The sequence below is a fragment of the Methylobacterium sp. WL9 genome, assembly GCF_008040035.1.
Classification (GTDB): domain Bacteria; phylum Pseudomonadota; class Alphaproteobacteria; order Rhizobiales; family Beijerinckiaceae; genus Methylobacterium; species Methylobacterium thuringiense.
Genome location: NZ_VRVE01000013.1, coordinates 39599 through 64702 on the forward strand (window position 1 = coordinate 39599; position 25104 = coordinate 64702).

General features: G+C 67.8%; 26 protein-coding genes. 11 read left to right on the forward strand and 15 right to left on the reverse strand.

Annotated elements, in window-relative coordinates:
* Window positions 1–4: 4 nt before the first annotated feature.
* Together FV217_RS07200 and FV217_RS07205 are read right to left on the reverse strand one after the other, a co-directional pair.
* Window positions 5–2119 (reverse strand): ABC transporter ATP-binding protein/permease, encoded by a 2115-nt coding sequence (locus FV217_RS07200; protein WP_147816454.1) that lies wholly within the window; start codon window positions 2117–2119, stop codon window positions 5–7.
* Between the two features lie 242 nt (window positions 2120–2361).
* Window positions 2362–2667 (reverse strand): hypothetical protein, encoded by a 306-nt coding sequence (locus FV217_RS07205; RefSeq protein WP_147816456.1) that lies wholly within the window; start codon window positions 2665–2667, stop codon window positions 2362–2364.
* A 211-nt stretch (window positions 2668–2878) separates the two neighbouring features.
* Between FV217_RS07205 and FV217_RS07210 the strand changes: the two genes are divergently transcribed.
* The gene (locus FV217_RS07210) at window positions 2879–3511 is read left to right on the forward strand and encodes a 2OG-Fe(II) oxygenase (protein WP_147816458.1); all 633 of its coding nucleotides are present in this window, start codon (window positions 2879–2881) and stop codon (window positions 3509–3511) included.
* 31 nt (window positions 3512–3542) lie between these two features.
* Window positions 3543–4247 (forward strand): hypothetical protein, encoded by a 705-nt coding sequence (locus FV217_RS07215; protein WP_147816460.1) that lies wholly within the window; start codon window positions 3543–3545, stop codon window positions 4245–4247.
* A gap of 142 nt (window positions 4248–4389) precedes the next feature.
* Here the strand turns inward: FV217_RS07215 and flgH are convergent, their stop codons facing one another.
* The 4 genes from flgH to flgF are packed head-to-tail and all read right to left on the reverse strand — an operon-like array spanning window position 4390 to window position 7796.
* Window positions 4390–5136: a flagellar basal body L-ring protein FlgH gene (flgH, locus tag FV217_RS07220; protein ID WP_147816462.1), complete on the reverse strand. Its 747-nt coding sequence runs from the start codon at window positions 5134–5136 to the stop codon at window positions 4390–4392.
* Window positions 5137–5171: 35 nt separating this feature from the next.
* Window positions 5172–6224: a flagellar basal body P-ring formation chaperone FlgA gene (gene flgA, locus FV217_RS07225; protein WP_147816464.1), complete on the reverse strand. Its 1053-nt coding sequence runs from the start codon at window positions 6222–6224 to the stop codon at window positions 5172–5174.
* 14 nt (window positions 6225–6238) lie between these two features.
* Window positions 6239–7030 carry a flagellar basal-body rod protein FlgG gene (flgG, locus tag FV217_RS07230; protein WP_147816466.1) on the reverse strand — a complete coding sequence of 264 codons (792 nt, stop codon included), beginning with the start codon at window positions 7028–7030 and terminating at the stop codon, window positions 6239–6241.
* A 25-nt stretch (window positions 7031–7055) separates the two neighbouring features.
* Entirely contained in the window at window positions 7056–7796 is a 741-nt protein-coding gene (gene flgF, locus FV217_RS07235; protein WP_147816468.1) for a flagellar basal-body rod protein FlgF, read from the reverse strand.
* A gap of 273 nt (window positions 7797–8069) precedes the next feature.
* Here flgF and fliL point away from each other — a divergent pair, with 273 nt between their 5' ends.
* The 4 genes from fliL to FV217_RS07255 are packed head-to-tail and all read left to right on the forward strand — an operon-like array spanning window position 8070 to window position 11243.
* Window positions 8070–8627, forward strand: coding sequence for a flagellar basal body-associated protein FliL (fliL, locus tag FV217_RS07240; RefSeq protein ID WP_147816470.1), 558 nt, complete (start codon window positions 8070–8072; stop codon window positions 8625–8627).
* Between the two features lie 37 nt (window positions 8628–8664).
* Window positions 8665–9891 (forward strand): flagellar motor switch protein FliM, encoded by a 1227-nt coding sequence (fliM, locus tag FV217_RS07245; RefSeq protein ID WP_147816472.1) that lies wholly within the window; start codon window positions 8665–8667, stop codon window positions 9889–9891.
* Window positions 9892–9897: 6 nt separating this feature from the next.
* Window positions 9898–10386, forward strand: a complete 489-nt coding sequence (locus tag FV217_RS07250; protein WP_147816474.1) for a DUF6468 domain-containing protein — start codon at window positions 9898–9900, stop codon at window positions 10384–10386.
* Window positions 10383–11243, forward strand: coding sequence for a hypothetical protein (locus FV217_RS07255; RefSeq protein WP_147816476.1), 861 nt, complete (start codon window positions 10383–10385; stop codon window positions 11241–11243). The genes FV217_RS07250 and FV217_RS07255 overlap by 4 nt, the downstream gene beginning before the upstream one ends.
* Window positions 11244–11614: 371 nt before the next feature.
* Here FV217_RS07255 and FV217_RS07260 read toward each other — a convergent pair whose 3' ends face one another.
* Together FV217_RS07260 and FV217_RS07265 are read right to left on the reverse strand one after the other, a co-directional pair.
* Window positions 11615–11962: a hypothetical protein gene (locus FV217_RS07260; RefSeq protein ID WP_147816478.1), complete on the reverse strand. Its 348-nt coding sequence runs from the start codon at window positions 11960–11962 to the stop codon at window positions 11615–11617.
* Between the two features lie 156 nt (window positions 11963–12118).
* Window positions 12119–12616, reverse strand: a complete 498-nt coding sequence (locus FV217_RS07265; protein ID WP_147816480.1) for a glutathione peroxidase — start codon at window positions 12614–12616, stop codon at window positions 12119–12121.
* Window positions 12617–12891: 275 nt separating this feature from the next.
* On the opposite strand from FV217_RS07265, the gene FV217_RS07270 reads away from it, so the two are divergent.
* The 3 genes from FV217_RS07270 to FV217_RS07280 all read left to right on the forward strand — a co-directional run bounded on the left by FV217_RS07270 (window position 12892) and on the right by FV217_RS07280 (window position 17704).
* Window positions 12892–13656: an invasion associated locus B family protein gene (locus FV217_RS07270; RefSeq protein ID WP_147816482.1), complete on the forward strand. Its 765-nt coding sequence runs from the start codon at window positions 12892–12894 to the stop codon at window positions 13654–13656.
* Between the two features lie 125 nt (window positions 13657–13781).
* A complete protein-coding gene (locus FV217_RS07275; RefSeq protein ID WP_147816500.1) occupies window positions 13782–14231 on the forward strand; it encodes a hypothetical protein in 450 nt (149 codons plus the stop codon).
* Window positions 14232–14389: 158 nt separating this feature from the next.
* Window positions 14390–17704: a hypothetical protein gene (locus FV217_RS07280; RefSeq protein ID WP_246682730.1), complete on the forward strand. Its 3315-nt coding sequence runs from the start codon at window positions 14390–14392 to the stop codon at window positions 17702–17704.
* Window positions 17705–17707: 3 nt separating this feature from the next.
* On the opposite strand, the gene FV217_RS07285 is transcribed toward FV217_RS07280, so the two are convergent.
* The 3 genes from FV217_RS07285 to FV217_RS07300 form a co-directional block, all read right to left on the reverse strand.
* Complete coding sequence (locus FV217_RS07285) at window positions 17708–18148, reverse strand: DUF779 domain-containing protein (protein WP_147816484.1); 441 nt, start codon at window positions 18146–18148, stop codon at window positions 17708–17710.
* A 269-nt stretch (window positions 18149–18417) separates the two neighbouring features.
* Complete coding sequence (gene adh / locus FV217_RS07295; protein ID WP_147816488.1) at window positions 18418–19941, reverse strand: aldehyde dehydrogenase; 1524 nt, start codon at window positions 19939–19941, stop codon at window positions 18418–18420.
* Window positions 19942–20163: 222 nt separating this feature from the next.
* Window positions 20164–21927 carry a serine hydrolase gene (locus tag FV217_RS07300; RefSeq protein ID WP_238232767.1) on the reverse strand — a complete coding sequence of 588 codons (1764 nt, stop codon included), beginning with the start codon at window positions 21925–21927 and terminating at the stop codon, window positions 20164–20166.
* A gap of 144 nt (window positions 21928–22071) precedes the next feature.
* Between FV217_RS07300 and FV217_RS07305 the strand changes: the two genes are divergently transcribed.
* Window positions 22072–22464, forward strand: coding sequence for a PilZ domain-containing protein (locus FV217_RS07305; protein ID WP_147816490.1), 393 nt, complete (start codon window positions 22072–22074; stop codon window positions 22462–22464).
* Here FV217_RS07305 and FV217_RS07310 read toward each other — a convergent pair.
* The 3 genes from FV217_RS07310 to FV217_RS07320 are packed head-to-tail and all read right to left on the reverse strand — an operon-like array spanning window position 22458 to window position 24191.
* The gene (locus FV217_RS07310) at window positions 22458–22778 is read right to left on the reverse strand and encodes a DUF1330 domain-containing protein (RefSeq protein ID WP_147816492.1); all 321 of its coding nucleotides are present in this window, start codon (window positions 22776–22778) and stop codon (window positions 22458–22460) included. The two genes, FV217_RS07305 and FV217_RS07310, sit on opposite strands and share 7 nt — an antisense overlap.
* Window positions 22779–22795: 17 nt before the next feature.
* Window positions 22796–23491, reverse strand: a complete 696-nt coding sequence (gene pyrF / locus FV217_RS07315; RefSeq protein WP_147816494.1) for an orotidine-5'-phosphate decarboxylase — start codon at window positions 23489–23491, stop codon at window positions 22796–22798.
* A gap of 31 nt (window positions 23492–23522) precedes the next feature.
* Complete coding sequence (locus tag FV217_RS07320; RefSeq protein ID WP_147816506.1) at window positions 23523–24191, reverse strand: uracil-DNA glycosylase family protein; 669 nt, start codon at window positions 24189–24191, stop codon at window positions 23523–23525.
* 391 nt (window positions 24192–24582) lie between these two features.
* On the opposite strand from FV217_RS07320, the gene FV217_RS07325 reads away from it, so the two are divergent.
* On the forward strand, window positions 24583–24813 hold the full coding sequence (locus FV217_RS07325; protein WP_147816496.1) for a hypothetical protein: 231 nt from the start codon (window positions 24583–24585) through the stop codon (window positions 24811–24813).
* Between the two features lie 52 nt (window positions 24814–24865).
* On the opposite strand, the gene FV217_RS07330 is transcribed toward FV217_RS07325, so the two are convergent.
* The coding region (locus FV217_RS07330; protein WP_187272462.1) for an adenosylcobinamide-GDP ribazoletransferase at window positions 24866–25104 on the reverse strand (239 nt) is incomplete at its 5' end.

Genomic DNA, 25104 nt, shown 5'->3' on the forward strand with positions numbered 1-25104 from the left:
CGCCCTACTCCGCCGCAGCCGGAGCCGGCAGCCGCTTCGGCTCGAAGCGGCCGTCGTTCGCAGGCTGCATGTCGATGCGGCCGTCATGCAGGGCGTGCAGGGTCGAGCGGTGGCCGATCGAGACGATCGTCGTGCCCGGCAGCTTTTCACGCAGCGTCGTATAGATCTTCGCCTCGCTCGGCTCGTCGAGGGCGGCGGTGGATTCGTCGAGGAAGAGCCAGTCTGGTTTGGCCAGGATGGCGCGAGCGATGGCGAGGCGCTGTTGCTCGCCGCCGGAGAGGCGCTGGTCCCAGGCGTCGGTCTCGTCGAGACTGTCGGCGAGTTGCGGCAGTTGCGCCGCGATCAGCGCATCCTTGATCGCCGCATCCGAGAACTGGTCGATCGTGCTGGGGTAGCTCACCGCCCCACGCAGCGTGCCGAGGGGAATGTAGGGGCGCTGCGGCAGCAGCAGCGCCGACTGGCCCGGCGGCACGTCGACCCGTCCCTTGCCGAACGGCCAGATTCCGGCGATCGCCCGGAACAGCGTCGACTTGCCGGAGCCCGATGGGCCGGTGACGAGGGTGGCCGCGCCCTTCTGGAGGGCGAAGCCCGGCGTGTGGACGATCTCGCGGCCGTCCGGCAGCGCCAGGACGAGGTCCTTCGCGGTGACGTCGCCCCGGCTCTCGTTGCCCTGGACGAGGCCGTAGCCGGCGCCGCTCAGCGCCTCGGCCTTGGTCATGGCGCGCTTGAAGGACGAGAGGCGGTTGGTGTTCGCCTTGTAGGAGGCGAGCGTGGTGTAGGAGTTGATGAAGAACGACAGGGCGCCCTGCACGCTGCCGAAAGCATCGCCCGTCTGCTGGAACTGGCCGAGCGTGATCTTCTTCGCAAAGTAGGACGGGGCGGCCAGGATGTAGGGGAAGACGACGCTGATCTGGCTGTAGGACAGCGTGAAGCTGCCGAGCTTGATTCGCCGGTAGATGATGCCGAGGTAATTGCCGATGATCGAGCCGAACAGGCCGCGCAGGCGCACGGTCTCGGCCCGCTCACCCCTCAAGAGTGCGATCTGCTCGCTGTAGATTCGGGTGCGGGCGAGGGAGAAGCGGAAATCCGCCTCGACCTTTTCCTGCCGGAAATCGAGGCCGATCAGCGGGCGTCCGATGACGTGGGTCAGCCAAGTGCCGATCACCGCGTAGCCGATCACCAGCCAGACCAGGAAGCCGGGGATCACCGTATCCGTGAAGGGCAGCACGAAGTCGCGCGACAGGCCCCACAGGATCACCATGAAGGAGACCAGGGTCGCCGCCTGGGACAGCAGCCGGATCGAGAGCGTCGTCGTCTGCTGGATGAACAGGTTGACGTCGCTCTGGATGCGCTGGTCGGGGTTGTCGGCGTGCTCGTCGGTGAACGGGATGCGGTAATGCGTGCCGCCATCGAGCCAGCGCTCGTAGAGGCTGCGGGTGAGCCAGGTCCGCCAGCGGATGTGCAGGCTCGCGTCGATGAAGACGTCGAGCATGCCGATGATGACCCAGACCGTAGCGAGCGGCCCGAAGATCCAGATCAGCTGATACCAGAAGACGTCGGCCTTATACTCCTGCAGCGCGTTGAAGAGGTCGCGGTACCAGAAGTTCAGGCGCAACTGCAGCGCGACCTGAGCGAATGTGATGAAGATCGAGAGCGCGACGAGCCGCTGGCCGATCTTGCCCTCGGTCCCACCGAGAAAGCGGAACGGACCGATCTCCGGGGTCGGCGCGTCGTGTCCTGCAAAATAGGGGTCGGCGATCAGCGTGATGTCGCGGATCGGCTGCAGGTAGGAGATGCCGAGTACGATCGCGGCGAAGACGACGGCGCCCGTGGCCGCGAAATCCGGCGGCAGCAGCGCCGCCAGCACCGGTGGGAGCAGACCGAGCACCGCAGCCTGCTTGGCACCCGCGAGGAACAGGAAGCCGACGCCGTAGACCGAAATGAAGATCTTCAGGTAGGCCGAGATGTTCTTCGCGGCGAGCAGGATGCCCGCCATGGCGAAACCCGCGAGGGAGACATAGAGCGGCGGCGACGGCATGCCCGGCGCGACGAGCAGCAGCAGCGAGACGATCGCGGTGAGCGCGGCCTGGATGCCGAGCCCGCTCATGAGTGCGGCCACGCTGGTCTCCCTTCGAATTCGTCGGACGCCTGAAGGCGGCTCGATTTATGGACGCCGCAACGCCCGCGTCGGACGCCACCCCTGACGGCGCGCCGTGGCGACATAGTGTTGCCGAGCAGGCTCTGTCTCGTGAAATTTTGGTCAGGTTCGAGCCGTGAGGCTCCGAAAGGCAACGAAGCGGGGGTCGGCGCGCCCTGCTACGGCACATCGCCTGCGACGCCATGGCCTGCTCGACGCGGCCGCTACTTCCAGTTCCAGTCCTCGAAATCCGGCGCCTTGCAGCGGTAGCCGACGGGACATTGCAGGTTGTCGCGGGTCGGCACGAAGCGCAACTCGGCGATCTCGGTGATCTCGCAATAGCTGCGGTCGGCCACGATGCGCTCGGTGATGCCCGGCCCGGTGGCGAGCGTGACGTCGCCATCCTGCTTCACCAACGCTTTGGCGTCGGTACAGGACATGCGATTCACCGCCAGCCGTTGCTGGGCGCCGGCCGGAGCCGCCTGGGCCATCGCCAAGGCGCTCGTCAGGAGGACGAGAGCGAGTTTCATGATGCCGACGGGCGGCCGGTGACGATTCCGGCCTAAGCTTGACCATGGCAGGTTCGGCAGGCCCGGAAAAGGGGTAGGACCAGACGCATCGCCGCGCAGAAGCCGCAATCAAGCCGTTTACGAATCGGTGTGGCCGGAAAGGCCTTTAACAAACGATGAAGCGGCCGTAGAAAATACGAATCGCGCCGCCTCGAACGGGCGAGACCTCACCATGTCGGGCTTATCGATCCTCAATCTGGATGCCGTGCGCGCAGCCCCCGTCTCGCGTGCGCCCTACACCTATTTCCTCGGCAACGACGTGCTGAACCGAGGCGCGATCGACGAGATCCGTCAGGATTTCCCGGCCATCGCCAAGCCCGGCTACCTCACCGTCGACGAGGTGGCGCTGAAGGGCCGCTTCAAGGCGCTGATCGAAGAACTCGAGAGCGACGCGTTTTCGCGCATTCTCGGCGAGAAGTTCGGCATCGATCTCGTCTCGTGCCCGCGCCTCACCACGATCATGAAGAAGAGCCAGCCGAAATACGGCTCGATCCATACGGACGGCCCGTCGAAGGTGATGACGCTGCTCGTCTACATGAACGATGCCTGGGATGCGCCGGCCGCGGGGCGGCTACGGGTGCTGTACGACGGCAAGAACTACGAGCCCTTCGCCGTCGAGGTGCCGCCGACGATGGGCACGATGTTCGCTTTCCTGCGCGCGGATAACTCCTGGCATGGGCATGAGCCCTTCGAGGGCGAGCGCCGTGTCGTGCAGGTGGCCTGGGTCAAGGACGCGGCCGAGCTGGAGCGCAAGAAGAAGCGCAACCGCACGGCGCAGTTCCTGAAGGGCATTTTCGGGCGCTGAATATGGCCAGATATCGAGCAAGGAATCGGGCATGATGGTGGCGCGCGAGATCGGGGACGAAGAGCCCGTACTCCGTATCGACGCGCCGGTGCCGCCCGTTCCGGATATCGATGAGCACAAGCCGGTTCGGCTGACGATCCCCCTTTTGCTCGCCGCCGGCTGGGGCGCACTGCTGACCTTCAGCCTCATGTTCCTCATGGAGGACGGCCGGGGTCAGGTGACGACGGTCCGGCTGGCTGCATCCGACCGCATCGCCGTCGCCGATCAGTCCGATGCCGAGCGCGTTCCGGCGGCGCAGCCGCGCCTGCATGAGGCGGTCCAGATCGTCCCGTCCGAGGAGACCGCCGTCGTGACGGCCGGCGTCATCAGGGTCGCCAGCGTCGCTCCCGAACCGCTGCCCCACGCGACGCCCATGCGTCCGGCGAACCCGCCCGCAGAGCGGGTGAGCTATGTCGGGACCTGGGGACCGACCGCGCAGGCCTGCGGCGCCACATCCCGCAGGCGCGGGTATCTGCCGGCGTTGATCACCGAGGACGGGGCGAAGGCCGGGCGGACGCTCTGCCGTTTCCGCAACGGTAAGCGCGACGGCATCGCCTGGACGGTCGCGGCCGATTGCAGCGAGCGCGGCCGCAACTGGACATCGCAGGTGCGCCTTCTGGTCGACGGCGACCGCCTGATCTGGACGAGCGCCAAGGGTTCTTCGTCCTACGTGCGCTGTGGCCGACGGGACGGCTAGTATCGACGCCCATACGCTTCGGCTCGTCCATCAGACACGACCGAGCGTCATCGGGAGCTGTCAATGGATTGCAGGCTGCGTACACTTGTCTGCATGCGGCCGACGGACATCGAGGCGGCAACCGCGAGGTCCACTGTCACGATCAGAACGGCAAGAGCACGTCGACCAGTTGCTGGCCGTAGCGCGGCTGCTGGACGTCGCTGATCTGGCCGCGACCGCCATAGGCGATGCGGGCCTGAGCGATCTTCGAGGAATCGATGGTGTTGTCGGACTCAATGTCCTCCGGCCGCACCACGCCGGCGACGACGAGTTCGCGCACCTCGTAGTTGATGCGGATCTCCTGCTTGCCCTCGACCACGAGGTTGCCGTTCGGCAGCACCTGCGTGACGATGCCGGCGATGTTGGTCGTCACGGTCTCGGCACGCTGGACCGAGCCGGCGCCGTCGCTCGACGAGGTCGAGGTGGCGTTCAGGAGCTTGTCGGCGCTGATGCCCGCTGCTGCGACGCCAGCCGCCTTCTCCAAGCCGAAGGCGTTGGGCAGACCGAACCCTTCGGCGTTCGAGCGCGAGCGCTTGGTCTCGTTGTTGAGGTTGGCCTTATCGGTGAAGTTCACCTTCACGGTGAGCAGGTCGCCGATGCGGGCGGCGCGCTGGTCCTTGAAGAAGGCCCGCGAGCCGGTCCGCCACAGCGAGTTCGGCGCGTAGGACACGGGCTGCACGTCGGGCATGGGCAGGCGCACCGGCTTGTAGCCGGCCTGCGCGGTCGGGTCCTCGATCGCCGAGAGGTTCGGCCGGGCGCCGATTTGCGAAAGCCGGTCGGCCGTGTTGCAGGCGCCGAGGCCGGCGCAGGTCAACAGGAGAGCGACGAGGTGGGAAGCGCGTACGGTCATGAGTTCGAGGCCGCTCCGTGTGACCAGGGACGGATTCAGTTGATGCGGCCGGTCGGCGCGGCGCTGGCCTGCACCATCGGCTGCGAGCGGGCGGGACCGACCGAGACGCGGCCGGGGCCGATCACGGTGGCCTGGAGCATCTTCTTCGAAGCCGGGTTGGTTACGGAGACGCTGGAGCCGAGGCGGCCGTTCTCGTTGGCGATGCCGGTCATCGAGAGCGAAACGCCGGAGGTCTCGAAGACGATGGCGACGGAGTCGCCCCGCGCCACCAGATCCGGCGGCGCGACGTCGCCGGTCCGCAGCACGGCCCCGGCGCTGAGGCTGCGCTGCGCGACCTGGCCGGCCACGCTGCCGCCATTGCCGAGGGCGTCGGCGCCGAGTGTCTCGCGCGGCCGGCGCTCGAGGGTGAGATCGGCGGCCGTGATCGCGTCGCCGCGGCTGAGGGCTCGGGTCAGCACGGCGACTTCGCGGATCTCGACGACCTGTCCGGTCACGCGCAGCGACGCCTGGCGCTCCCCGAGCACGACGAGGCCGGCGATGCGGTGCGAGCGGGCATCGTAGGTGACGTCCAGCGCGTTGGCCGGTCCGTCGAGCTCCACCGGTGCGAGCAGCAAAGCCTCGCCGTCGAGGCGAACGCTGAGATTGGTCGCATCGAGACCCTGGCTCGTGGCGAGTGCGCGCTTGAGCGCGGCCTCGATCTCCGGCGGCCCGACCCGACGGGCGGCGCGCTGGACCTGGATCTGGCTGCGGCCGCCGGTCTCGACGGTACCGAGGTCGAGCTTGTCGATCGCTTCGGCGATGCGCCGGGCCTGGATCGTTCCGGCAGCCCCGAGCGCAGGCGCGCGGAACAGCGGGCGGCTGCTGAGGGCGGCAGGTGCGTTCTCGACGAGGTCCCCAAGGGTCAGCACGTCGCCCTTGGCGGTGACGTCGCCGCGCAGCCGCAGCGTATCCGCACGCGCCAGCGACGGCAGCGTCAACGAAACGGCGACGAGGCCTGCGACAGCCAGTGCGGCGCGGCCGATCATGCCGAGGGTCGGCACGGCGACGCGGGCGTGAGTTTCGGCACGAAATTGCTTGAGGGCCTGCATCGGATTCACGAGCCTCAGCCGCGGAACATCTGGGAGGTGGTGGAGAGCATCTGGTCGGCAGCCGTCACGACCTTCGAGTTCATCTCGTAGGCACGCTGGGCGGCGATCAAAGACGAGATTTCGGTGACGGCGTTGACGTTCGCCTCTTCGAGATAGCTCTGCTGCAGGTTGCCGAAGCCCTCGGAGCCGGGCAGCCCGGTGATGGCCGGCCCGGAGGCTGCGGTCTCCAGAAAGAGGTTGTCGCCGATCGACTCGAGGCCGACCTTGTTGATGAAGCGCGCGAGCTGGAACTGTCCGAGCTGCTGCGGCGCCGTCTGGCCCGGAATCGTCGCCTGGACGGCACCCGTGGCCGAGATCGTCACCGAGGTCGCCGTGTTCGGCACCGTAATCGAGGGGTCGAGCAGGTAGCCGTCGCGGCTGACGAGGTTGCCCTGGGCGTCGAGGTCGAACGAGCCGTCGCGGCTATAGGCGAACCGCCCGTCCGGCATGCGGATGCGAAACAGGCCCTCGCCGCGGATGGCGACGTCGTAGTCCTTTTCCGTCGAGGTCAGGGTGCCCTGTCCCATCGCCCGGGCGGTCGAGGTGGTCTTCACACCCGAGCCGAGGGCGAGGCCGGCCGGCAGGATGGTACCCTGGTCCGAGGTCGAGGAGCCGGAGCGGCGCAGGTTCTGGTAGAGCAGATCCTGGAAATGCACCTGCTGGCGCTTGTAACCGGTGGTGCGCAGGTTCGCGATGTTGTTCGAGATGACCTGGACGTTGAGTTCCTGGGCCGCCATGCCGGTGGCGGCAGCGTAGAGGGCGCGCATCGCTGGAGTTCCTTGACGCTACGGATCAGGCGACGTCGGCGAGACGGCGGATAGCCGTCCCGCGCAGATCGTCGAGCCGCGAAATCACGCTCGAGACCATGGAATAGGTGCGGTTGACGTCCATCAGCCGGGTCATTTCGAGGACCGGCTTGACGTTGGAGCGCTCCAGCGCGCCGGACTCCAGGCGGCCATCGATTCCGGCGGCCTGGGGCGGCTGCGTCGACGAGAACAGGTTGGCGCCCTCGTTCTTGAGGCCCTGCGCGTTCTTGAAGGTGACGAGGCGGATGCGTCCGCGGACGCCGAGATTGGTCGAGACGGTGCCGTCCGGGGCGATGCTCAGACCGGTCTCCTGCTGGCTGACGGTGATCGGGCCGTTGTCGCCCTGAACGGGGTAGCCGTCCGAGGTGACGAGAGTGCCCCGCGCATTGATCTCGAAAGCGCCGTTGCGGGTGAAGCGATCGCCGGACGGCGTCCTCACTGCCAGGAAGGCATCGCCCTTGACGGCGACGTGCATCGGGTTGCCGTCGGGCTCGACCGGCCCCTGCGAGAGGTCGAGGGGCGTGCCCGAGTCGATGACGTAGGAGACGCGGCGGTCGACACCCGAAAAGCTGTCGGCCGAGGCCGTCGGCATCAGGTATTCCTCGAAGCGGGCGTTGCGGGCCTTGAAGCCCGTGGTCGAGACGTTCGCCATGTTGTTGGCGATGACATCGAGCTCACGGGCGAGCGCCACCTGGGACGAAACCCCGACGAAGAGCGCGTTCTGCATGGTTCCAGCCCCAACCGACGAACGGTACTGGATGTCGTCTCCGCAGGGCTCGTGCCAGACGCAAATTTTCCGGTTTCTCTTTGGAAATCAGATATTTGACTGAAAATCAGTCATTCGTCGACGTTGTGCGCACCGCGCCGTCGGCAAGTCCGACTCGGCAGATTTTGCCGTACTTAATCAGGTATTAACCACCATCGGGAAAAGCTTAACGCCAGAGGTCGCGTCTCGCGCGATCCATGTCTCGTCGCGTGGTGCGGGTCAGGAGCGTTCGACATGGCCAAGAAGCCAAAAAAACGTCCCGAAGGAGAGGAAGGCGCTTCGACCGAGGCTCCGAAGTCCAAGAAGAAGCTCATCATCATCATCGCAGCCGCCGTTCTGCTCCTCGGTGGCGGCGGGGGCGGCTACGTCATGATGAAGAAGCCGGCTGCAGCCAGTGATGCGCATGGCGACGCCCACGCCACACCGGCCGCCGACGCCCATGGCGGCGGAGGCGGTCATGGCGAAGCCGCGCCGAAGACGGGCGTGACCTTTCTCGAAGTCCGCGACCTCATCATGAACCTGACTCCCGAGCCCGGCCAGCAGAAGGGCGGCTACCTCAAGCTCAAGGTGGCGCTCGAACTGAAGGACGGCCGCGTCGAGGCGGAGGTGAAGCCGCTGCTGCCGCGGGTCGAGGACACCTTCCAGACCTACATGCGCGAACTGCGCGCCTCCGATATCGCCGGCTCGGCCGGCCTCTACCGCCTCCGTGAAGAGCTGCTGCGGCGCGTCAACATCGCGATCCATCCGGCAAAGGCCGAAGCGGTGCTCTTCAAGGACGTGGTAGTCCAGTAGCCCGGCCCGACATTCGCAGAGAGCGATCGAGACGACGATGGCCGGACCCGACGACCCCGAAGACGATTGGGCTGCCGCTCTAATCGAGCAGAACGCCGACGGCGCCGGCACCGGCGGCGGCGACACCTCGCTCGCCGAGGAGTGGGGCGCTGCGCTCGCAGAGCAGGGTACCACCAACGCCACGGGTGACGTCGCCGCCGAATGGGCGACGATGATCGAGGACGGGGAGACCGAAAACCTCCCCGAACTCGCCGGCAACGATCGCATCCTCGTCCAGGACGAGATCGACGCGGTCCTCGGCTTCTCGCTGCGCGAGCTGTCGGCCTCGGGTGCGGGCGGCGTCCGCGCCATCGTCGATTCGGGCGTCGTCCAGTACGAACGCCTGCCGATGCTCGAGATCGTCTTCGATCGGATGATCCGGTTGCTGTCGACGTCGCTGCGCAATTTCTTCCAGGACAACGTCGAGGTCAGCCTCGACGGGATCACCTCGGTCCGGTTCGGCGATTACCTCAACGCGATCCCGCTGCCGACGCTGCTCGGCGTATTCAAGGCCGATGCCTGGGAGAACTCGGGTCTCGTCACCGTCGAGCAGACGCTCGCCTACTCGACCCTCGACCTGCTGCTCGGCGGCAAGCGCGGCGGTACCTCGACCCGCCTCGACGGCCGGCCGTTCACGACGATCGAGATGAACCTCGTGCGGCGTCTCGTCGAGATCATCCTGACGGACCTGGAACAGTCGTTCCAGCCGCTCTCGCCGGTGCGCTTCGCCATCGACCGAATCGAGACCAACCCGCGCTTCGCCACGATCACGCGGCCGGCCAACGCGGCTATCCTGATCAATCTGAAGCTCGACATGGACGGTCGCGGCGGCGGCCTTCAGATCCTGTTTCCCTACGCGACGATCGAGCCGATCCGTGAACTGCTCATGCAGAGCTTCATGGGCGAGAAGCTCGGCCGCGACCACGTCTGGGAAAGCCACCTCGCCACCGAGATCTGGCAGGCCGACGTCGCCATGGAGGCCGTGCTGCACGAGATGACCCTGCCGCTGCGGCGCGTCATGGGGCTGAAGGTCGGCGACACCATCATGTTCGAGCAGAAAGCCTCAGACCTGATCACGGTCCGATGCGGCGACTGGGCGCTGACGCAGGGACGGATCGGGCGGATCGACGACAACATCGCCGTGCAGATCGCCCGGCCGCTGCGCCGCTCCCGCACCACGCTCCAGGCCTTCGAGGCCGCGACCTCCAGCCGTTCGGACGGGTAACCCGGCATGTCCCTCTTCGTCACCCTCGCCGCCGACGCCCTGGTCGCCGTCCTGCTCGTCGCCACCATCCTCACGTCGGTGAAGCTGTCGCGCCGGATCACCGGCATGAAGGCCGACGAATCGGCGATGCGCCGGACCATCGGCGATCTCATTACGGCGAGCGCTACAGCCGAACGCGCCATCGCCGGCCTGCGCGCCGCCCTCGACGAATGTGACCGCGGTCTGACTGAACGCCTCGAATCGGCGGAGCGCTCGGCGCTGCAGCTCGATGCCCATGTGGCGGCAGGCGAAGGCGTGATCGCGCGCATCGGAGCCATCGTGACCCAGGCCGGTCGTCCGGCCCCGCGGCGTGAGGCCGAGCCCGTGGTGGCGGTCGTGCCGAAGCCCATCGCGGTGCGAACGGTCTCCACGAGTGAACGCCTCGACGTGGCGCTTGCCGCCGCCCAGGCCATGTCGGAGCGCGCCCTCGATCGGCTTCGGGCCAGGGCCGCATGACCGCAGCGAAGCCCCCGGCGTCGACTCCACCCGGAAAGCTCCCGGTTCGGCGCCTCGCACAGCTCGCGAAACTGCCGGTACGGCCGATCCGGCTGCGCATGATCGACGCCGTGACCCTGGCAGCGATCGGGCTTCTCGTGTTGAAGCTGACGGCTTTGGTGGCCGACGGCGCGCCCTCCGGTCCAACGCCGCCGGGAACGCCGTTGCCCGATTTCGCGCGGGCGCTCGCCGGCGCACGCACCGGCTACGAACCGCAGGACCCGACGACCACGGGATCGGTCACTCCGAAGGAAAAGTCCGCCGAGCCGGCCAACGCTCCCGAGCCGCCTGTCTACCAGCCGGCCGTCAAGGAGCCGGTCTCGCCGACGGAGCGCGCCATCCTGGAAAAGCTCGCCACACGCCGAGACGCTCTCAAGCAGCGCTCCGACGAACTCGACCTGCGCGAAAAGATGCTTGGCGAGGTCGAGAAGAAGCTCGAGAGCGGCGTCGGCGACCTGCGTCAAGCCGAAGACAAGGCCGATCTCAACGGGACGAGGAAGGCGGAGGCCGAGCGTGCCGGCCTGAAGAGCATCGTGACGATGTACGAGACGATGAAGCCGAAGGACGCCGCCCGTGTGTTCGACCGCCTCGGTCTCGAAGTGCTGGTGCCGCTCGTCCTCGGCATGAATCCCCGCAAGATGGCGGAGATTCTGGCGGTCATGGGCTCGGAGCCCGCCGAGAAGTTGACGATCGCTCTGGCCAACCGTGCCCGCGGCGTCGATCCCGGTCCAACCCAGCAGGTCAGCGTCGGCGGCTTGCCGGCGAACGAACTGCCGGCGATCGACCCCGGCCCGCCGACACGCACCTCTGTCCCCTGATACGCGGTCGCGGCGCGTGTTGCCGCCCTTCGTGAACCCTTGCTCGGCGTTGTGCGAACGGTGGTCTTGGATCGCAACAGCCCAAGGGCGCGTGATCACGCCCGGCTCCACGGCACTCGATCACGGCAACCAGTCGATGATGATAGGATCTGACTTGGCCGGCGAGAATCGCGGCTCGCACGGATGCTCGTCAGACTGTCTGACGGACACCGGCAGACAACTCGACAGGTCCGGCGATCGGAAGGCACTGTCGGTCGCCACATTTCGGGCATGGCACGGTTCATGGCAGCGATTCAGCCGACCATCCTATCGCCGACCCTGCTGCTGGAGCGCCTTCCGACCAACAGGTATCTCCTTGGTCGGAGAGGGCTCTAAAGACGCTCATCCATATAGAGGATCAACGTTGCGAGCCCGAGGCCAAGCAACCATCCGAAGAAGGCGCCGGTCATCGTCAGGATGATAGACCCCGAGGAGAGCGCTCGACCGAGCCACCATCCACCGAGCCACGTGAGCAGCCACAGGACGATGGCGATCGTGACTGCGGCGCGGTGCCGCCATTCGTTCGTCAGGCGATCGTCCCACTCTTCGATAGAGCCTCGAAAAAGGTCGTCTTGCCTGTGTAGCGCCAGGGCAATGCCCGCAAGGAAGATACTGTACGCAGTCACCTCCCATGCCCCTCTTCCGGCCGCCTGAAATGAACATTCTTCTGGGATGCTCATCGATAGGCTAAATCACTTCACCACGATGCCGGCATCCGATCACCGAAGAAAATGCGTCAGATTTACAGACCTGATGTCACCGCCGCATTGCAATCAAGACAGACATGACTCTAACAGAAGTTGTTTTCGGTCGCCAGCCATACCGGCTTCGATCGTTCAGGCCGGCTCCGGCTCGGCCAGCGCCTCGGTCACCGCTCGTTCCAGTTCGGCCGGCTTCGTCTTGGGCGCGAATCGCGCGATCACACGCCCGTCGCGCCCGACCAGGAATTTCGTGAAATTCCACTTGATCGCCTGCGATCCGAGCAAGCCGGGTCGCTCGCGCTTGAGCTGCACGAAGAGCGGATCGGTCCCGGCCCCGTTGACCTCGATCTTCGCCAGAACCGGGAACGTTACATCATAGGTCAGCGAGCAAAATCGTGCGATCTCCGCGGCATCACCGGGCTCCTGCGCACCGAACTGGTTACAGGGCAGTGCGAGTACGACGAATCCAGCCTCGCGATGACGCCGCCAGAGGGTCTCCAGCCCCTCGTATTGCGATGTGAATCCGCATTTCGAGGCCGTGTTCACGACGAGCAGCACCCGGCCGCGATACTGCGCGAGCGGATGAGGCGTACCGGTCGCGTCGTTCGGTGAAAACACGTGGATGCCACTCATGCCGGTCGCCTCGTATCTGTTCCGTCGCATCGATACAGCGAGCTCGCGGAAAATGCTTGCACGACGAAGATGCTTGCACGACGTCGAGCGGCAGCATCGGCAACACTCTGCGTGAGCCCAGCTCGGCACCGAGATCATTACGCAAGCTCAGTCTTGAATAACTCCAAGCTCAGCGCGTCATTCCTGCACCGTTGCCGAACTTTCGATCCGGGTACGATTGCATCAGGCGCCGGGCGACGCTAGGCGGCGCGAACGCTTTCGCTGAAGGTCGTTCCATGACTCCGATCCGCCCCCGCACGCTCAAGGCGATTCTGCTGATCGCGATCGGGACGCTCGCCGCCTCTGCCCATCTCGCGCCGTCGGCATGGGCGCAGGAGCCCGAGGTACCGGCCGCGTCGGAAGGGTCGGCAGCCGCCGAAGAAACCGTTAAGCCGAAGCCCCGCCCGAAAAAACCGACGCCCCCTAAGGTCAAGCCGATCGAGCCAAAGGCAGTCGAGACGAGGCCGGCCGAAGGCGAAAAGCCGGTGACGGCCATGCCCGCAACCGACGGCACGTTGCTGGAGCCCGCTCCCTCCGATGCGAAGGTTCAGTGGCCGAATGGCGCACGCTCGGTGAGCGAGGCCTATGGCGACTGGACCATGAACTGCAATCGCGAAGGCACGCAGACCGATTGCGTCGTGATCCAGTCCCAAGGCGACCGCCGCACCGGGAAGCGCCAGTTCAGCGTCGAACTGCGCGCGCCGAAGGATGGCCGTGCGGAGGGTCTGATCCTGATGCCGTTCGGTCTCCAGATCGAGTCCGGAGTGACGTTCAAGCTCGACGACCGGACGCTCGGCAAGGGTGCGCCCTACTCGTTCTGCGTCGCCGATGGCTGCCTCGTGCCCATCAGCCTGCCGGCGCTCGCCACCGACACCATGAAGACCGCACAGGCCCTGACGGTCTCGGCGATGAAGCCCGATGCGAAGGAGCCGACGGTGATCAGCATCCCGCTGGCGGGCTTTGCCGCCGCTTTCGCGCGGGCGGCCGCCTTCGGCGGCTGACGGCGACAGGGACCATCGGGCAGAACAGGCAACCCGCTTTGGGTTGACCACGGCGGCCTCCTCCCGCAACGGAGAAGCAACGCGCAGCCATGCTCGCGCGAAAAAAACCGTTCTGGAGGAACATGATGAAGCATGCCCTGACCGCCGCATGCCTCGTGGTGGCGCTCGCTGTCGCGCAGGCCGGACCGCTCGCGGCAGAGACGCCGAGCACGCCGGAGCCCGCCCCCGCCGCACCGCCGCAGGCCGTTCCAGCTCCCGAGGCCAAGGGCGATCCCCGCGTCGAGCGCCAGCGCAACGGGGCCGCGAAGGTCGCCGGCATGATCCGCTTCGTCGCCGTCGGGTGCCCGGACGCAGAGCCGGACTACGACCGCTTCAAGAAGGTCATCGCCGCCATGGGCGTCGACATCAAGGATTTGGAACAGGGTCCTTTGATGGTCGAGTCGCTGGGCTACAGCGAAGCCTACAAGAAGGACACGGCCGGAAGCTGCAAGCGCGCCTTCGAGCATTTCGGCGAGAGCGGCACGACCATTCCCGGCCTCGTCACCCGCAAGGCGCCTGACGCCAAAACGCCCTGAGTGCTCGGGATTCCCTGAGCCAGCAGGTTTAAGCACGCGTTCACCCCGTTCGGCGACACTCATCGGCGAGTGTGGCGTATGGCGGTCTCCATCGGGGACGGCCGGAAATTCGGACGGACGCGATGAGGTGGCGAGCCGATGGCGAGAGGCGGCTCGGCATGACGCGCCCTGCCCTGCGGCTCGTCGCGCTGACGGCCTTGCTCGCTGCCTGTCTTCCCTACGCCTCGGCAGAAGCTGCCCGCCTCGTGTCCGCCAAGGGGAGCCAGCCCGGCGGCTACGGCCGCATCGTCCTGACCTTCGATACGCCCGTGGCAGTCAAGGCGCGCGTGTCCGGTACCGTGGTAGCCCTTAACTTCGGCGAAGCCGTCGCAGCGGGATCGGAGCGGATCGCGGCGGGCATGCCCGATTTCGTCAGTGTCGTGCGGCGGGATCCCGACGGCACGGCTCTACGCCTCGCTCTGCAGCGGGGCTACCGCGTCAACCTGCAGGAAGCCGGCGAGCAGGTCTTCGTGGACCTCTTGCCCGACACCTGGGTCGGGCTGCCGCCGCCCCTGCCACCCGAGATCGTGGCCGAACTCGCCCGACGGGCTCGCGAGGCCGAAGCCGCATTGCGGGCCAGCAAGCCCGCAGCCGCACCGAAGCCTGTCATCATCGACGTATCGCACGCGCCCGGCCGCACCCGCGTGAGCCTCAGGCTGCCCCACGACGCGCAGCCGACCTTCGACGATGCCGACGAGGGCACCCGCCTGACCTTGGCAGGCGCTTGGCGGATCGACGACCGAGCGGCGCGAGGGCGCCTCAAGCCGGAGATCGGCAGCATCCGCATCGAGAACGACGGTGCCGGCGCGCGCCTGACCGCAATCCCCGCCGATGGCGTCACCGTCGAGACCGGCCGGGACGCGGAGGAAGCCGTCATCGACTTCCTATCGAAGCCGCCGGCAGTGGCTAAGGCCGCCCCTTCCGCCGACCCGGCCGCCGATCCGGCCGCCAAGAACGACCATACGGACGTAGCAAAAGCCGTCGAGCCCACCGCGCCTGCGAAGGCTCCGGCGGCCGAGCCGGCGAAGCCGGAAATCCGCGCCGCCGAGGTGCCGCCGCGGCGTGCCGGCTCCGGCCTGGTCTTCCCCTTCGCGAAGATGGTGCCGGCCGCCCTGTTCGAACGGGCCGGCATAGCGACGCTCGTCTTCGAGACCACGGATCCCGTGACGCCGCCGCCTCCGGGCGGCAGCGGCCTCGTGCCGCTGGGCCCGGCGCAGCGGGTCGGACCCGTGACGATGCTGCGTTTCGCCATTCCGTCCGGCAGCCTCGTCGATCTGCTGCCGATCACCGAACCGCGCGGCTGGGAACTCGTGGCCGGCGACGGGGCCGCGCCGAGCGAGAGCCTGCTGGCGAAGCGCATTCCCGGTGGCCAGGGCCGCGTCGGGATCGGCGTCGGCTTGCCGGATCCGGGCTCCGCGACCTGGCTCGACCTCGACGGCGAGCGGGTCGCCGTGGTTACGGCGGGCGGCGTGCGGCGCGCCGGCGTGTCGAAACCTCAGCGCTTCGTCGATTTCGAGCTGCTGCCGAGCCGTGTCGGCCTCGCGGTACTGGCATACGCCGACGACCTCGCCGTGCGCCCCGACCTCGACGGCGTCGCGATAGAGCGCGAGGGCGGCGTCGCCGTCTCGGGCGTCGCGCGTGCAGCCGAGCCACCGGTCGCCGAAGCCGGCGACCTCGCCATCGACCGCGAAATCTGGACGGTGGAGCGGCGCGGCGACGTCGGCGCCATGCTGCGTGAACGATACGCCGCGGCCGCGGCAGCTTCGCATTCGGGGCGCGGCGCCGCACGCTTCGCCCTCGCCAAGGCTCTCATGGCCAATGGTCTCGACATTGAGGCCCTGGGCGTTCTGGCCGTCGCGTCGGCCGACGATCCGGTTCTCGACGGCGAGGTGCAGCCGGCGCTGATGCGCGGCATCATGACGGCCCGCATCGGTCGCTACGACGAAGCCGAAAAACTGCTCGCTGCCGAGCGGTTCGCCCGCAATCCCGAGGCGCGGCTCTGGCGTGGCTATATCGCCGCCAGGCAGGGGCGCTGGGGCGCGGCGGATGCAAGCCTGAACGCGAGCCAATCGGTGCTGGATCGCTATCCCGAAGATGTGGCAGCCGCCTTCTACGCCTCCGCCTCGGAAGCCTCGGTCGAGCTCGGCGATTGGGACGGCGCACTACGTGCCAGCCGGGCCGCTTCACAAGGTGCCAACGCCCTCACCCGCGACCGGGTCTCTTTGATGCACGCCCGCATCGACGAGGCCAAGGGCGGCGTCGCAGCCGCCCTCGACGCCTATGAAACGCTCGCGGCCAAAGCCGAACGTCCCGTTGCCGCCGCGGCGACCTTGCGAGCCGTCATGCTTGCACAGACGCTGCACAAGCTCGCCCTCAAGGATGCGATCGACCGGCTGGAAACGCTGCTGCTGACTTGGCATGGCGGCGCCATCGAGAGCGAAACGCTCGCCGCACTCGGCCGGCTCAACATCGAAGCCGGGCGCTGGCGGCAGGTCTTCGTGACGGCCAGGCGCGCCAACATCCTGGCGCCGGACGCTCCGGCCTCGCGCGCCATGCACGAATCCGCACAGGCCCTGTTCGAGGATCTGTATCTGGGCGAGCGCGCATCGACCATCGGTGGGGTCGAGGCGCTGGCGCTCTATTTCGACTTCAAGGATTTCGCGCCCGCCGGACGGCGCGCCGACGAGATCGTGCGGCGTTTGGCTGACCGGCTCGTGGCCCTCGATCTGCTCGAATCCGCTGACGATCTTCTGGAACATCAGGTCGCGCATCGCCTGACCGGGCCGGCCCGCGCCAGCGTGGCCGCGCGCCTCGCGACGATCCGGCTGATGGAGGGTAAGCCGCTCGACGCACTCAAGGTTCTGGAGGAGACACATCTGCCGGCGCTCGGAGACGACCTGCGCCGTGCGAGAGCGCTCCTGCGCGCCCGTGCGCTCTCCGATCTCACCCGCACAGACCTCGCCCTGGAGACGATCGAGGGCGAAAGCGGTGCCGACGCAGAGCGCTTGCGCGCCGACATCCTCTGGGGAGCGCGGCGGTGGCGCGAGGCCGGCGAGGCGCACGAAGCCCTGCTCGGCGAGGTCTGGCGCGGCCGAAAGCCGCTCGACGAGGCGGCCCGCGGAGATGTCATCCGTGCCGGCATCGCCTACGGGCTGGCCGGAGAGGGCCTCGGGCTGGAGCGTCTGAAGGCGAAATTCTCCGCCCCGATGGCGGAGAGCCCGGACGCGCGCACCTTCGCGCTGCTGACCCGAAACGATGCGCCCCGCACGTCGGCCTTCCGCGAAGCCGCGCGCCGCGCCACCTCGGCCGAAACGCTCGGTGCGTTTCTCACGGAGTACCGCAAGCGCTATCCCGACAGTGCCGTGCCCGAGCGCGGCTCGGACGGTGCCGCGCCGCGCGCCGACGCGGAGAAGGCGACGACGCCTCCGGGCTGAGGGTCAGATGAGGCAGGTGCCGGCGAGCGCGTCGTTCTCGGCTTGGCTGAACAGGCGCGAGCGGATGTGGAAGCGCTTCTCGCGGCCGTTCTCGAGGGAAAACATGCCGCCGCGGCCCGGCACCACGTCGAGCATGATGTGCGTGTGCTGCCAGACCCCGAACTGCGAGCGCGAAATGAAGAAGTCGGCCCCGCCGACTTGGCCGAGATGCACGTCGCCGTCGCCGGTGATGAAGTCGCCGACGGGATAGCACATCGGCGACGAGCCATCGCAACAGCCGCCGGACTGATGGAACATCACCGGCCCGTAATCGGCTTTGAGCTCTTCGATGAGTTCGAGCGCGGCCGGCGTCGCCGTGACACGCAGCGGTGCGCCGGCGTTGTCGGCCTGCTCGGCAGTGACGGGCTCGATGGTCTCGGCGGCGGTCGCGACCGTCTCGGTCATGGCGTGATCTCCCGTATGTCTTCCGATGTTATGTGAGGTTCTTGGCGCGGAATTCCATGACTGTGCCGACCCCTCCCCCCTTTGCGGGGAGGGTGGCGCGCGAAGCGGGTCGGGAGAGGGGCGCGCCACGTCCGGACCTGTCGCTCCCCTCTCCCGACCCTCGCTGACGCGAGGGCCACCCTCTCCCGCAGAGGGGAGAGGGACCGGCGCTCAAACAAAAAACCCCAGCCTCTCGGCCGGGGTCTGAACGTGTCGGGAGGAAACGCCTCTTAGAAGAAGCCGAGCTTCTTCGCGGAGTAGCTGACCAGCATGTTCTTCGTCTGCTGGTAATGGTCGAGCATCATCTTGTGGGTCTCGCGGCCGATGCCGGACTGCTTGTAGCCGCCGAAGGCCGCGTGGGCCGGGTAGGCGTGGTAGCAGTTGGTCCAGACGCGGCCGGCCTGGATCTCGCGGCCGAAGCGGTAGGCGCGGGTCCCGTCGCGGGTCCAGACGCCGGCGCCGAGGCCGTAGAGGGTGTCGTTGGCGATCGCGAGAGCGTCGGCGTCGTCCTTGAAGGTCGCGACCGAGAGCACGGGCCCGAAGATCTCCTCTTGGAAGATCCGCATCTTGTTGTGGCCCTTGAACACCGTCGGCTGCATGTAGAAGCCGTCGGCCAACTCGCCGTCACGGTTGCCGCGGGCACCGCCGGTGAGGCACTCGGCGCCTTCTTGCTTGCCGATGTCGACGTAGCTGAGGATCTTCTCGAGCTGCTCCGAAGAGGCCTGCGCGCCGATCATGGTCGTCGGATCGAGCGGCGAGCCCTGGGTGATCGCCTCGACGCGCTTGATGGCGCGCTCGATGAAGCGGTCGTAGATCGACTCGTGCACGAGCGCGCGGCTCGGGCAGGTACAGACTTCGCCCTGGTTGAGGGCGAACATCGTGAAGCCTTCGAGCGCCTTGTCGAAGAAGTCGTCGTCCTCGTTCGCGACGTCTGCGAAGAAGATGTTCGGCGACTTGCCGCCGAGCTCGAGCGTCACCGGGATCAGGTTCTGCGAGGCGTACTGCATGATGAGGCGACCGGTGGTCGTCTCACCGGTGAAGGCGATCTTGGCGATGCGCGGCGAAGAGGCCAGCGGCTTGCCGCATTCCAGACCAAAGCCATTGACGACGTTGATGACGCCCGGCGGCAGGATGTCGGCGATCAGCTCCATGACGACGAGGAGCGAGGCCGGGGTCTGCTCGGCGGGCTTGATCACGACACAGTTGCCGGCGGCGATCGCCGGGGCGAGCTTCCACACCGCCATCAGGATCGGGAAGTTCCACGGGATGATCTGGCCGACGACGCCGAGCGGCTCGTGGAAATGGTAGGCGACCGTGTCGTGGTCGATCTCGGAAATCGAGCCTTCCTGGGCGCGCAGACACCCGGCGAAGTAGCGCCAATGGTCGATGGCCAATGGGATGTCGGCGTTGACGGTCTCGCGGATCGGCTTGCCGTTGTCCCAGGTCTCGGCCAGCGCGATCAGATCGAGGTTCTCCTCCATCCGGTCGGCGATCAGGTTGAGGATGCGGGCGCGCTGGGCCGGGGCGGTGCGGCCCCAGGAGTCCTTGGCGGCGTGCGCGGCGTCGAGCGCCTTGTCGACGTCCTGTGCGTCGGAGCGGGCGATCTCGCAGATCACCTTGCCGGTGATCGGCGAAGTATTCTCGAAGTAGCGTCCGGCGACGGGGGCGACCCACTGACCGCCGATGAAGTTCTCGTAGCGCGCCGAGAAGGGCGACTTGGTCCTGGCGTCAGCCAAAAATTCCGGCTTGTTCATCGGTGTTCCTCCATGATGCTCTTCGGCAGCATTCGGCGGGAGACAAGGCCAGCCGGTGCGTCAAATCAAGGTGGACTTTAGGCCAACCTGTCGCAGCCTACGGCAAGCCGTTCTGCGATAACGCGTTTTTCGCAAGGCTTCGTCCGCCCGGGTGCCGCTCGCGGCACGCCGTTGTAGTCCCGTTTTGGAACGATGGCGACACCCGGCGATCCGGTTCGTCCGTCAGCGGGCCTGTGGCCGGGCCGGCTTCTTCGTCGAGGCCAGATCGCCTTCGATGCGGGGACCGGGCGTGTCGAGCCCGTTCTGATGCAGCACGAGCCCCGTGGCGCGCCCGTTGCCGTCGAGATCGAAGCTGAGCTGCGCGTCCACGCTCTTGAGGAAGAACGCGCGCTCGCCCTCCGGAAACAGCTCGTTGCGCGGTTGGCCGGTCGCCTGGGCGTAGAGACGCCCGTTCTCCAGGGTCACGCTCACGATGAAGCTCGGGCCGAGGTCGTAGCGGCCGGTCAGCCGGCGCAGGCGGGCGCGGTCGATGGAGACCTCGCGGCGGAGCGGGCGCGGCTCCGCGAGGATGCGGACAGCCTCCTCCGGGGTGGTCCGCGGCGCGATGCGGTCGCGGCCGGCCTGATGATAGACGAGGCCGTTGGGACGCCCGTCCGGCTCGGTGTCGATCGTGATGCGCGCATCGATCGCAGGCGAGACGAAGGTGCGGTCGCTCTCGGGCAGGAAGAGGATCGGGGGCCCCGCCGTCCCTTTCGAGAGGAGCCGGCCGTGCTCGCGTGTGAGCGTCAGGAAGTGGCGCGGGCCGAGCTGGTAGGTCCCGGCGTAGCGGTCGAGGATGATGTCCTCCAGCACGATCGAGTCCGGCGGATCCAGCACGCCGAACCAGAGCGCGGACAGCTCGCGCGAAATCTTCTGGACCGGGGCGTTCTCGTTGTTCGCGAGCACGATCACGTCGAGCCCATCGTCGGGATAGTGATCGATCATCGACAGGAAGCCTGAGACGGCGCCGCCATGCGACCACAGTCGTCGCTCATGCGCCCGGCCGACATACCAGCCGAGCCCGTAGCCTCGGCCGCCGTCGTCGACCGTCGCGGCGAGCGAGGTGGTGGAGACGACCCTCCCGCCGAACAGGGCGCGGCTCCAGGCGAGCAGGTCGTCGACGGTCGAATACAGCCCGCCGGCGGCATAGGCGATGCTGGAAGCCATCGGCGGCGCATTGCGCCACTGCGCCTGGCCGAAGCGGTAGCCGGAGGCACGCCGCGGCAGCACGGCACTCGCCTCGTCGTAGCCGGTCTCCTTCAGCCCCAGAGGCGTGAGGATCGCTTCCCGCAGGTAACCTGCATAGGGCTGGCCCGAGGCCGCCTCGATCGCCATCCCGAGCAGCACGTAGCCGGTGTTGCTGTACTCCATCCGCGTGCCCGGCTCGAACAGCAGCGGCTCGGCCTCGACGAGCGCCACGATCTCCTGGGGCGTGCGCTCCAGCCGCGAGAGCTTCGCATAATAGTCGGGCAGCGCCGTATAGTTGATGATGCCCGAGGTGTGGCCGAGCAGGTGCCGCAGGGTCACACGGTCCCAGGAGGCCGGCGCGCCGGGGACGAACTGGCGGATGCGGTCGTCGAGGCCGAGCTTGCCGGCTTCAGCGAGTTTCAGGATCGCGGCCGCGGTGAAGGACTTGGTGAGCGAGCCGATGCGAAAATGCGTGTCGAGGGTGTTCGCGACGCTCCATTCGCGGTTGGCCAGACCGTAGGCCCGGCGAAACACCGGCTTGCCGTTCTTCGCCACCAGGATCGTGCCCGAGAACAGGCCCGACTGGAGATAGGGCTCGACCAGCGCTTCGGCGGCCGCCGCGTAGGTCGTCTCGGTCACACGGGCGCGCGCCGACAGAGGTGAGATGGCCGTGAGCCCCGCGAGAAGGCCGGCCATGACGAGCGCGATGAGCCGCAACGCAAGTCCGTCACCGATGGCGACCTCCTCTGCCCGATACACGAATTACCGCTGCCCAGCGCCGGGGCGCCACGCGATCCCGCGGCGGCGGCACGACATTTTGTCGCATGAAATCGCACGGCAGGCACGGGCGTTGCGCACAACGTGCACTATGCAATCTCACGTTTACGCAATCCTAGGATCGGAATGGAAAAGTCGCTGGAACGCGGCAACGGTTCGAACGCCATGATCACACGCGCGGAAGAACGTCGGGACACCACCTGGATCGCCATGATCCGCCTCGACGACGGGACCGAAATTCCCTGCACGGTCAAGGATGTGTCGAAGTCGGGCGCCAAGCTCGGCGTGCCCAGCAACTGCCTCCTTCCCGAGACGTTCCGGTTCAGGGTACTCGGCCGGGACTTCGTCTGCTCGGTCAAGCTGGCCTGGCGCCGGGGGGAATATGCCGGCGTCGTGATCGAGCAGGTCGGAAAGCTCAAGCCGCCGGCCGTCCAGGAGCCCGCCGCAGCGCCTCCGCAGGCGACGCCGGACGGCAACAAGGTGCTCCAAGCCCGCCGCAGCCGCTTCTCGGGCTACTGAGCCGGCCCCGCCGATGCGGGCTGCGGGCCGTCATAGCCCTCGATGATGACGATATCGGATTCCGCGCCGCGCTGCTTGGCGCGGGCGCCCTGGTAGGTCCTGGAATTCCAGCAGGCGAGCGCCTGGGCGTAGCTCGCGAACTCGATCACGACGTTGCGCGCCCGCGAGGAGCCGGACACCGCCTCGAACGGGCCGCCCCGTACCAGGAAACGGCCGCCGAACTCCTCGAAGGCGGCGCCGTTCGCAGCCGCGTAGTCCTTGTAGGCCTCGGGGTCGTGGACATCGACCCGAACGATCCAGTAGCCGCGCGCCATTCCAAAAGACTCCTCTGTCACGCCATCTCGGCGACGATCGCCTTCGCCACGGCGCGCGGGTCGTCGGCGGCCGTGATCGGACGTCCGACCACGACGTGGTCGATGCCGGCCGCCCGCGCCTGTCCCGGCGTCATCACCCGCTTCTGGTCGCCGAGATCGGCCCCGGCCGGCCGGATGCCGGGCGTCACGATGAGCCGGTCCGGGCCGATTACGGAGCGCACCGAAGCCGCCTCGACCGCGCTGCAGACGATGCCGTCGATCCCCGCGTCTGCCGCCTGCCGAGCGCGTAAAGCCACGAGATCGGCCACCGGCAGGGCGTAGCCGGCCTCGCGCGCATCGGCCTCGTCGTAGGAGGTCAGCACGGTCACGGCGAGGATCTTGAGGCCGCTGCCGGCGGCGCCGCGGACGGCGGCGCGCATGGTCTGCGGATAGGCATGAACCGTGAGGAAGGTCGCGCCGAGACCGCCGAGCGCGCGGACGCCCTCCTCCACGGTGTTGCCGATGTCGTGCAGCTTGAGATCCAGGAACGTCTTGAGGCCGCGCCGGGCCAGACGCGCGGCGAAGGCGAGGCCGCCATTGTACCCGAGCCGGTAGCCGATCTTGTAGAACGTCGCGGCATCGCCGATGCGCGCGACCAACGCCTCGGCCTGCGCCACCTCGGCGAGGTCGAGGGCGACGATCAGGCGGTCGCGGGGGTCGGTCTGCTCCGGCATCGGCGGTCCCGGTTGGAAGGTGGCGGCACCATCACCGGCAGGCCGAGTCTGTCAATGCCGGCCGTGACCTGGCCGGTGTCTCGGGGGCCTCCATCACCCGCGCCACCTCGGCCTTGAGCACCGGCAGCAGCTCGGTCTCGAACCAGGGCTCGCGCTTGAGCCAGCCGTTGTTGCGCCAGGAGGGATGGGGCAGCGGCAGGATGCGCGGCGTGCGCGGTTCCGCCAGGATGTCGCGCCAGCGCCGCACGGTCTCGGTCAGCCCGCCCTCGAGGCGGCCGAGATGCCAGCCCTGCGCGTACTGGCCGATCACCAGGATCAGTTCCAGCCGCGGCAGCCCGGAAAAAAGCGTCTTGCGCCAACGCTCTGCGCATTCCCGCCGTGGCGGCCGGTCGCCGCCCTTGGCGTCGAGGCCGGGGAAACACGAGCCCATCGGCACGATGGCGACGCGCCGGGCATCGTAGAAATCCGGCTCGCCGAGGCCGAGCCAGTCGCGCAGGCGTACGCCCGACGGGTCCATGAACGGCACGCCAGAACGATGCGCCCGGTTGCCCGGCGCCTGGCTCGCGATGCAGAGCCGCGCCGTGCCCGAGCCCTGCACGATGGGGCGCGGCTCCTGCGGCAGGGGGGCGCCGTAGAGCGGCGCGTCTCGGCAGATCCGGCAGGCGCGCAAGTGGGCGGCGGTGTCTTCGAAGGCGGGCATGGGCGGGAGATGGGGCGTGCGGCCGCGACCGGCGACGGTTTCTCTGAGGTTGCCGATGCCGCATCCGGCCCCGGCGAGATGGCCCGGCCCGGCGTTGATGCCGTGGATAATCCCGGTACTTGCCAGGATGCGTACCGGGTGCAGCATGAGCGTCGCGATTCCGGCCTTGGCAGCGGGCCGCATCGCCCGGCCGCCCAAACGTCCGCGACGGCCCGGCCTGCGGCCCCAGCGGAACCGGCGGCTCCACCGGCGGTTTGATCGCCGTTGGCATCACGAAGAATCGGCCAGTTCTCGTCGGGAATTTGCTCCGCGAAGAGCTGGACACACCGACCCTCATGCCGTGGTCACGGCCCCGTGACCGCAAACAATCGGGTTCTCTGCAAGAAGGCGCATGGCAATGATGAAGTCTATACAGGTCGCGGCCCTCGCGGTCGCTCTGACCGGCGCTGGCGTGATCGCCGGCCAAGCCGCCGACGCCTCGGGCCAGGCCGGCACGATCCGCTACGCCCAGCTGAACAGCCCCGGCGACGGGCTCGACAAGGAGGCCGCCTCGGAGGGCAACGGCCGGCCGAGCAAGCGCGCGGCGCCGCAGCGGAAGAAGTCCGGCAAGCGCATGCGCTGAGTTCGTCGAAAGCGGTCGCGGACGAACGGAAAAACGCCGCCCGTCCGCGGCCTCACACCGGCGTCGCCGCGAGCAGACCGATCAGCGCGGCGATCTCCGCGACCTGCTGGCAGGCGCCGACGACGTCGCCGGTCTGGCCGCCGATCTGGCGCTTGGCGAGGGTCGTCAGGCCGCAGGCGGCGGCAGGCGCGAGCACCAGCACCAGCGCGACGCCGAGGAGCGGCAGGCCGAGGCCCCAGGCGATCAGGCCGAGGGCGAGGCAGAGCCCGGCGGCGATGGCGAGGGTGGCGC

What these genes read in the sequence shown, in the direction of transcription:
- flgH (WP_147816462.1), bottom strand. Translation starts at nt 5,136, where the DNA reads ATGACCGTACGCGCTTCCCACCTCGTCGCTCTCCTGTTGACCTGCGCC.
- FV217_RS07280 (WP_246682730.1), top strand. Translation starts at nt 14,390, where the DNA reads ATGACGCGCCCTGCCCTGCGGCTCGTCGCGCTGACGGCCTTGCTCGCT.
- FV217_RS07325 (WP_147816496.1), top strand. Translation starts at nt 24,583, where the DNA reads ATGGCAATGATGAAGTCTATACAGGTCGCGGCCCTCGCGGTCGCTCTG.
- FV217_RS07270 (WP_147816482.1), top strand. Translation starts at nt 12,892, where the DNA reads ATGACTCCGATCCGCCCCCGCACGCTCAAGGCGATTCTGCTGATCGCG.
- FV217_RS07265 (WP_147816480.1), bottom strand. Translation starts at nt 12,616, where the DNA reads ATGAGTGGCATCCACGTGTTTTCACCGAACGACGCGACCGGTACGCCT.
- fliL (WP_147816470.1), top strand. Translation starts at nt 8,070, where the DNA reads ATGGCCAAGAAGCCAAAAAAACGTCCCGAAGGAGAGGAAGGCGCTTCG.
- FV217_RS07215 (WP_147816460.1), top strand. Translation starts at nt 3,543, where the DNA reads ATGATGGTGGCGCGCGAGATCGGGGACGAAGAGCCCGTACTCCGTATC.
- FV217_RS07305 (WP_147816490.1), top strand. Translation starts at nt 22,072, where the DNA reads ATGGAAAAGTCGCTGGAACGCGGCAACGGTTCGAACGCCATGATCACA.
- FV217_RS07260 (WP_147816478.1), bottom strand. Translation starts at nt 11,962, where the DNA reads ATGAGCATCCCAGAAGAATGTTCATTTCAGGCGGCCGGAAGAGGGGCA.
- FV217_RS07320 (WP_147816506.1), bottom strand. Translation starts at nt 24,191, where the DNA reads ATGCCCGCCTTCGAAGACACCGCCGCCCACTTGCGCGCCTGCCGGATC.
- adh (WP_147816488.1), bottom strand. Translation starts at nt 19,941, where the DNA reads ATGAACAAGCCGGAATTTTTGGCTGACGCCAGGACCAAGTCGCCCTTC.
- FV217_RS07285 (WP_147816484.1), bottom strand. Translation starts at nt 18,148, where the DNA reads ATGACCGAGACGGTCGCGACCGCCGCCGAGACCATCGAGCCCGTCACT.
- flgA (WP_147816464.1), bottom strand. Translation starts at nt 6,224, where the DNA reads ATGCAGGCCCTCAAGCAATTTCGTGCCGAAACTCACGCCCGCGTCGCC.
- flgF (WP_147816468.1), bottom strand. Translation starts at nt 7,796, where the DNA reads ATGCAGAACGCGCTCTTCGTCGGGGTTTCGTCCCAGGTGGCGCTCGCC.
- FV217_RS07210 (WP_147816458.1), top strand. Translation starts at nt 2,879, where the DNA reads ATGTCGGGCTTATCGATCCTCAATCTGGATGCCGTGCGCGCAGCCCCC.
- FV217_RS07255 (WP_147816476.1), top strand. Translation starts at nt 10,383, where the DNA reads ATGACCGCAGCGAAGCCCCCGGCGTCGACTCCACCCGGAAAGCTCCCG.
- FV217_RS07205 (WP_147816456.1), bottom strand. Translation starts at nt 2,667, where the DNA reads ATGAAACTCGCTCTCGTCCTCCTGACGAGCGCCTTGGCGATGGCCCAG.
- flgG (WP_147816466.1), bottom strand. Translation starts at nt 7,030, where the DNA reads ATGCGCGCCCTCTACGCTGCCGCCACCGGCATGGCGGCCCAGGAACTC.
- FV217_RS07275 (WP_147816500.1), top strand. Translation starts at nt 13,782, where the DNA reads ATGAAGCATGCCCTGACCGCCGCATGCCTCGTGGTGGCGCTCGCTGTC.
- fliM (WP_147816472.1), top strand. Translation starts at nt 8,665, where the DNA reads ATGGCCGGACCCGACGACCCCGAAGACGATTGGGCTGCCGCTCTAATC.
- FV217_RS07250 (WP_147816474.1), top strand. Translation starts at nt 9,898, where the DNA reads ATGTCCCTCTTCGTCACCCTCGCCGCCGACGCCCTGGTCGCCGTCCTG.
- FV217_RS07310 (WP_147816492.1), bottom strand. Translation starts at nt 22,778, where the DNA reads ATGGCGCGCGGCTACTGGATCGTTCGGGTCGATGTCCACGACCCCGAG.
- pyrF (WP_147816494.1), bottom strand. Translation starts at nt 23,491, where the DNA reads ATGCCGGAGCAGACCGACCCCCGCGACCGCCTGATCGTCGCCCTCGAC.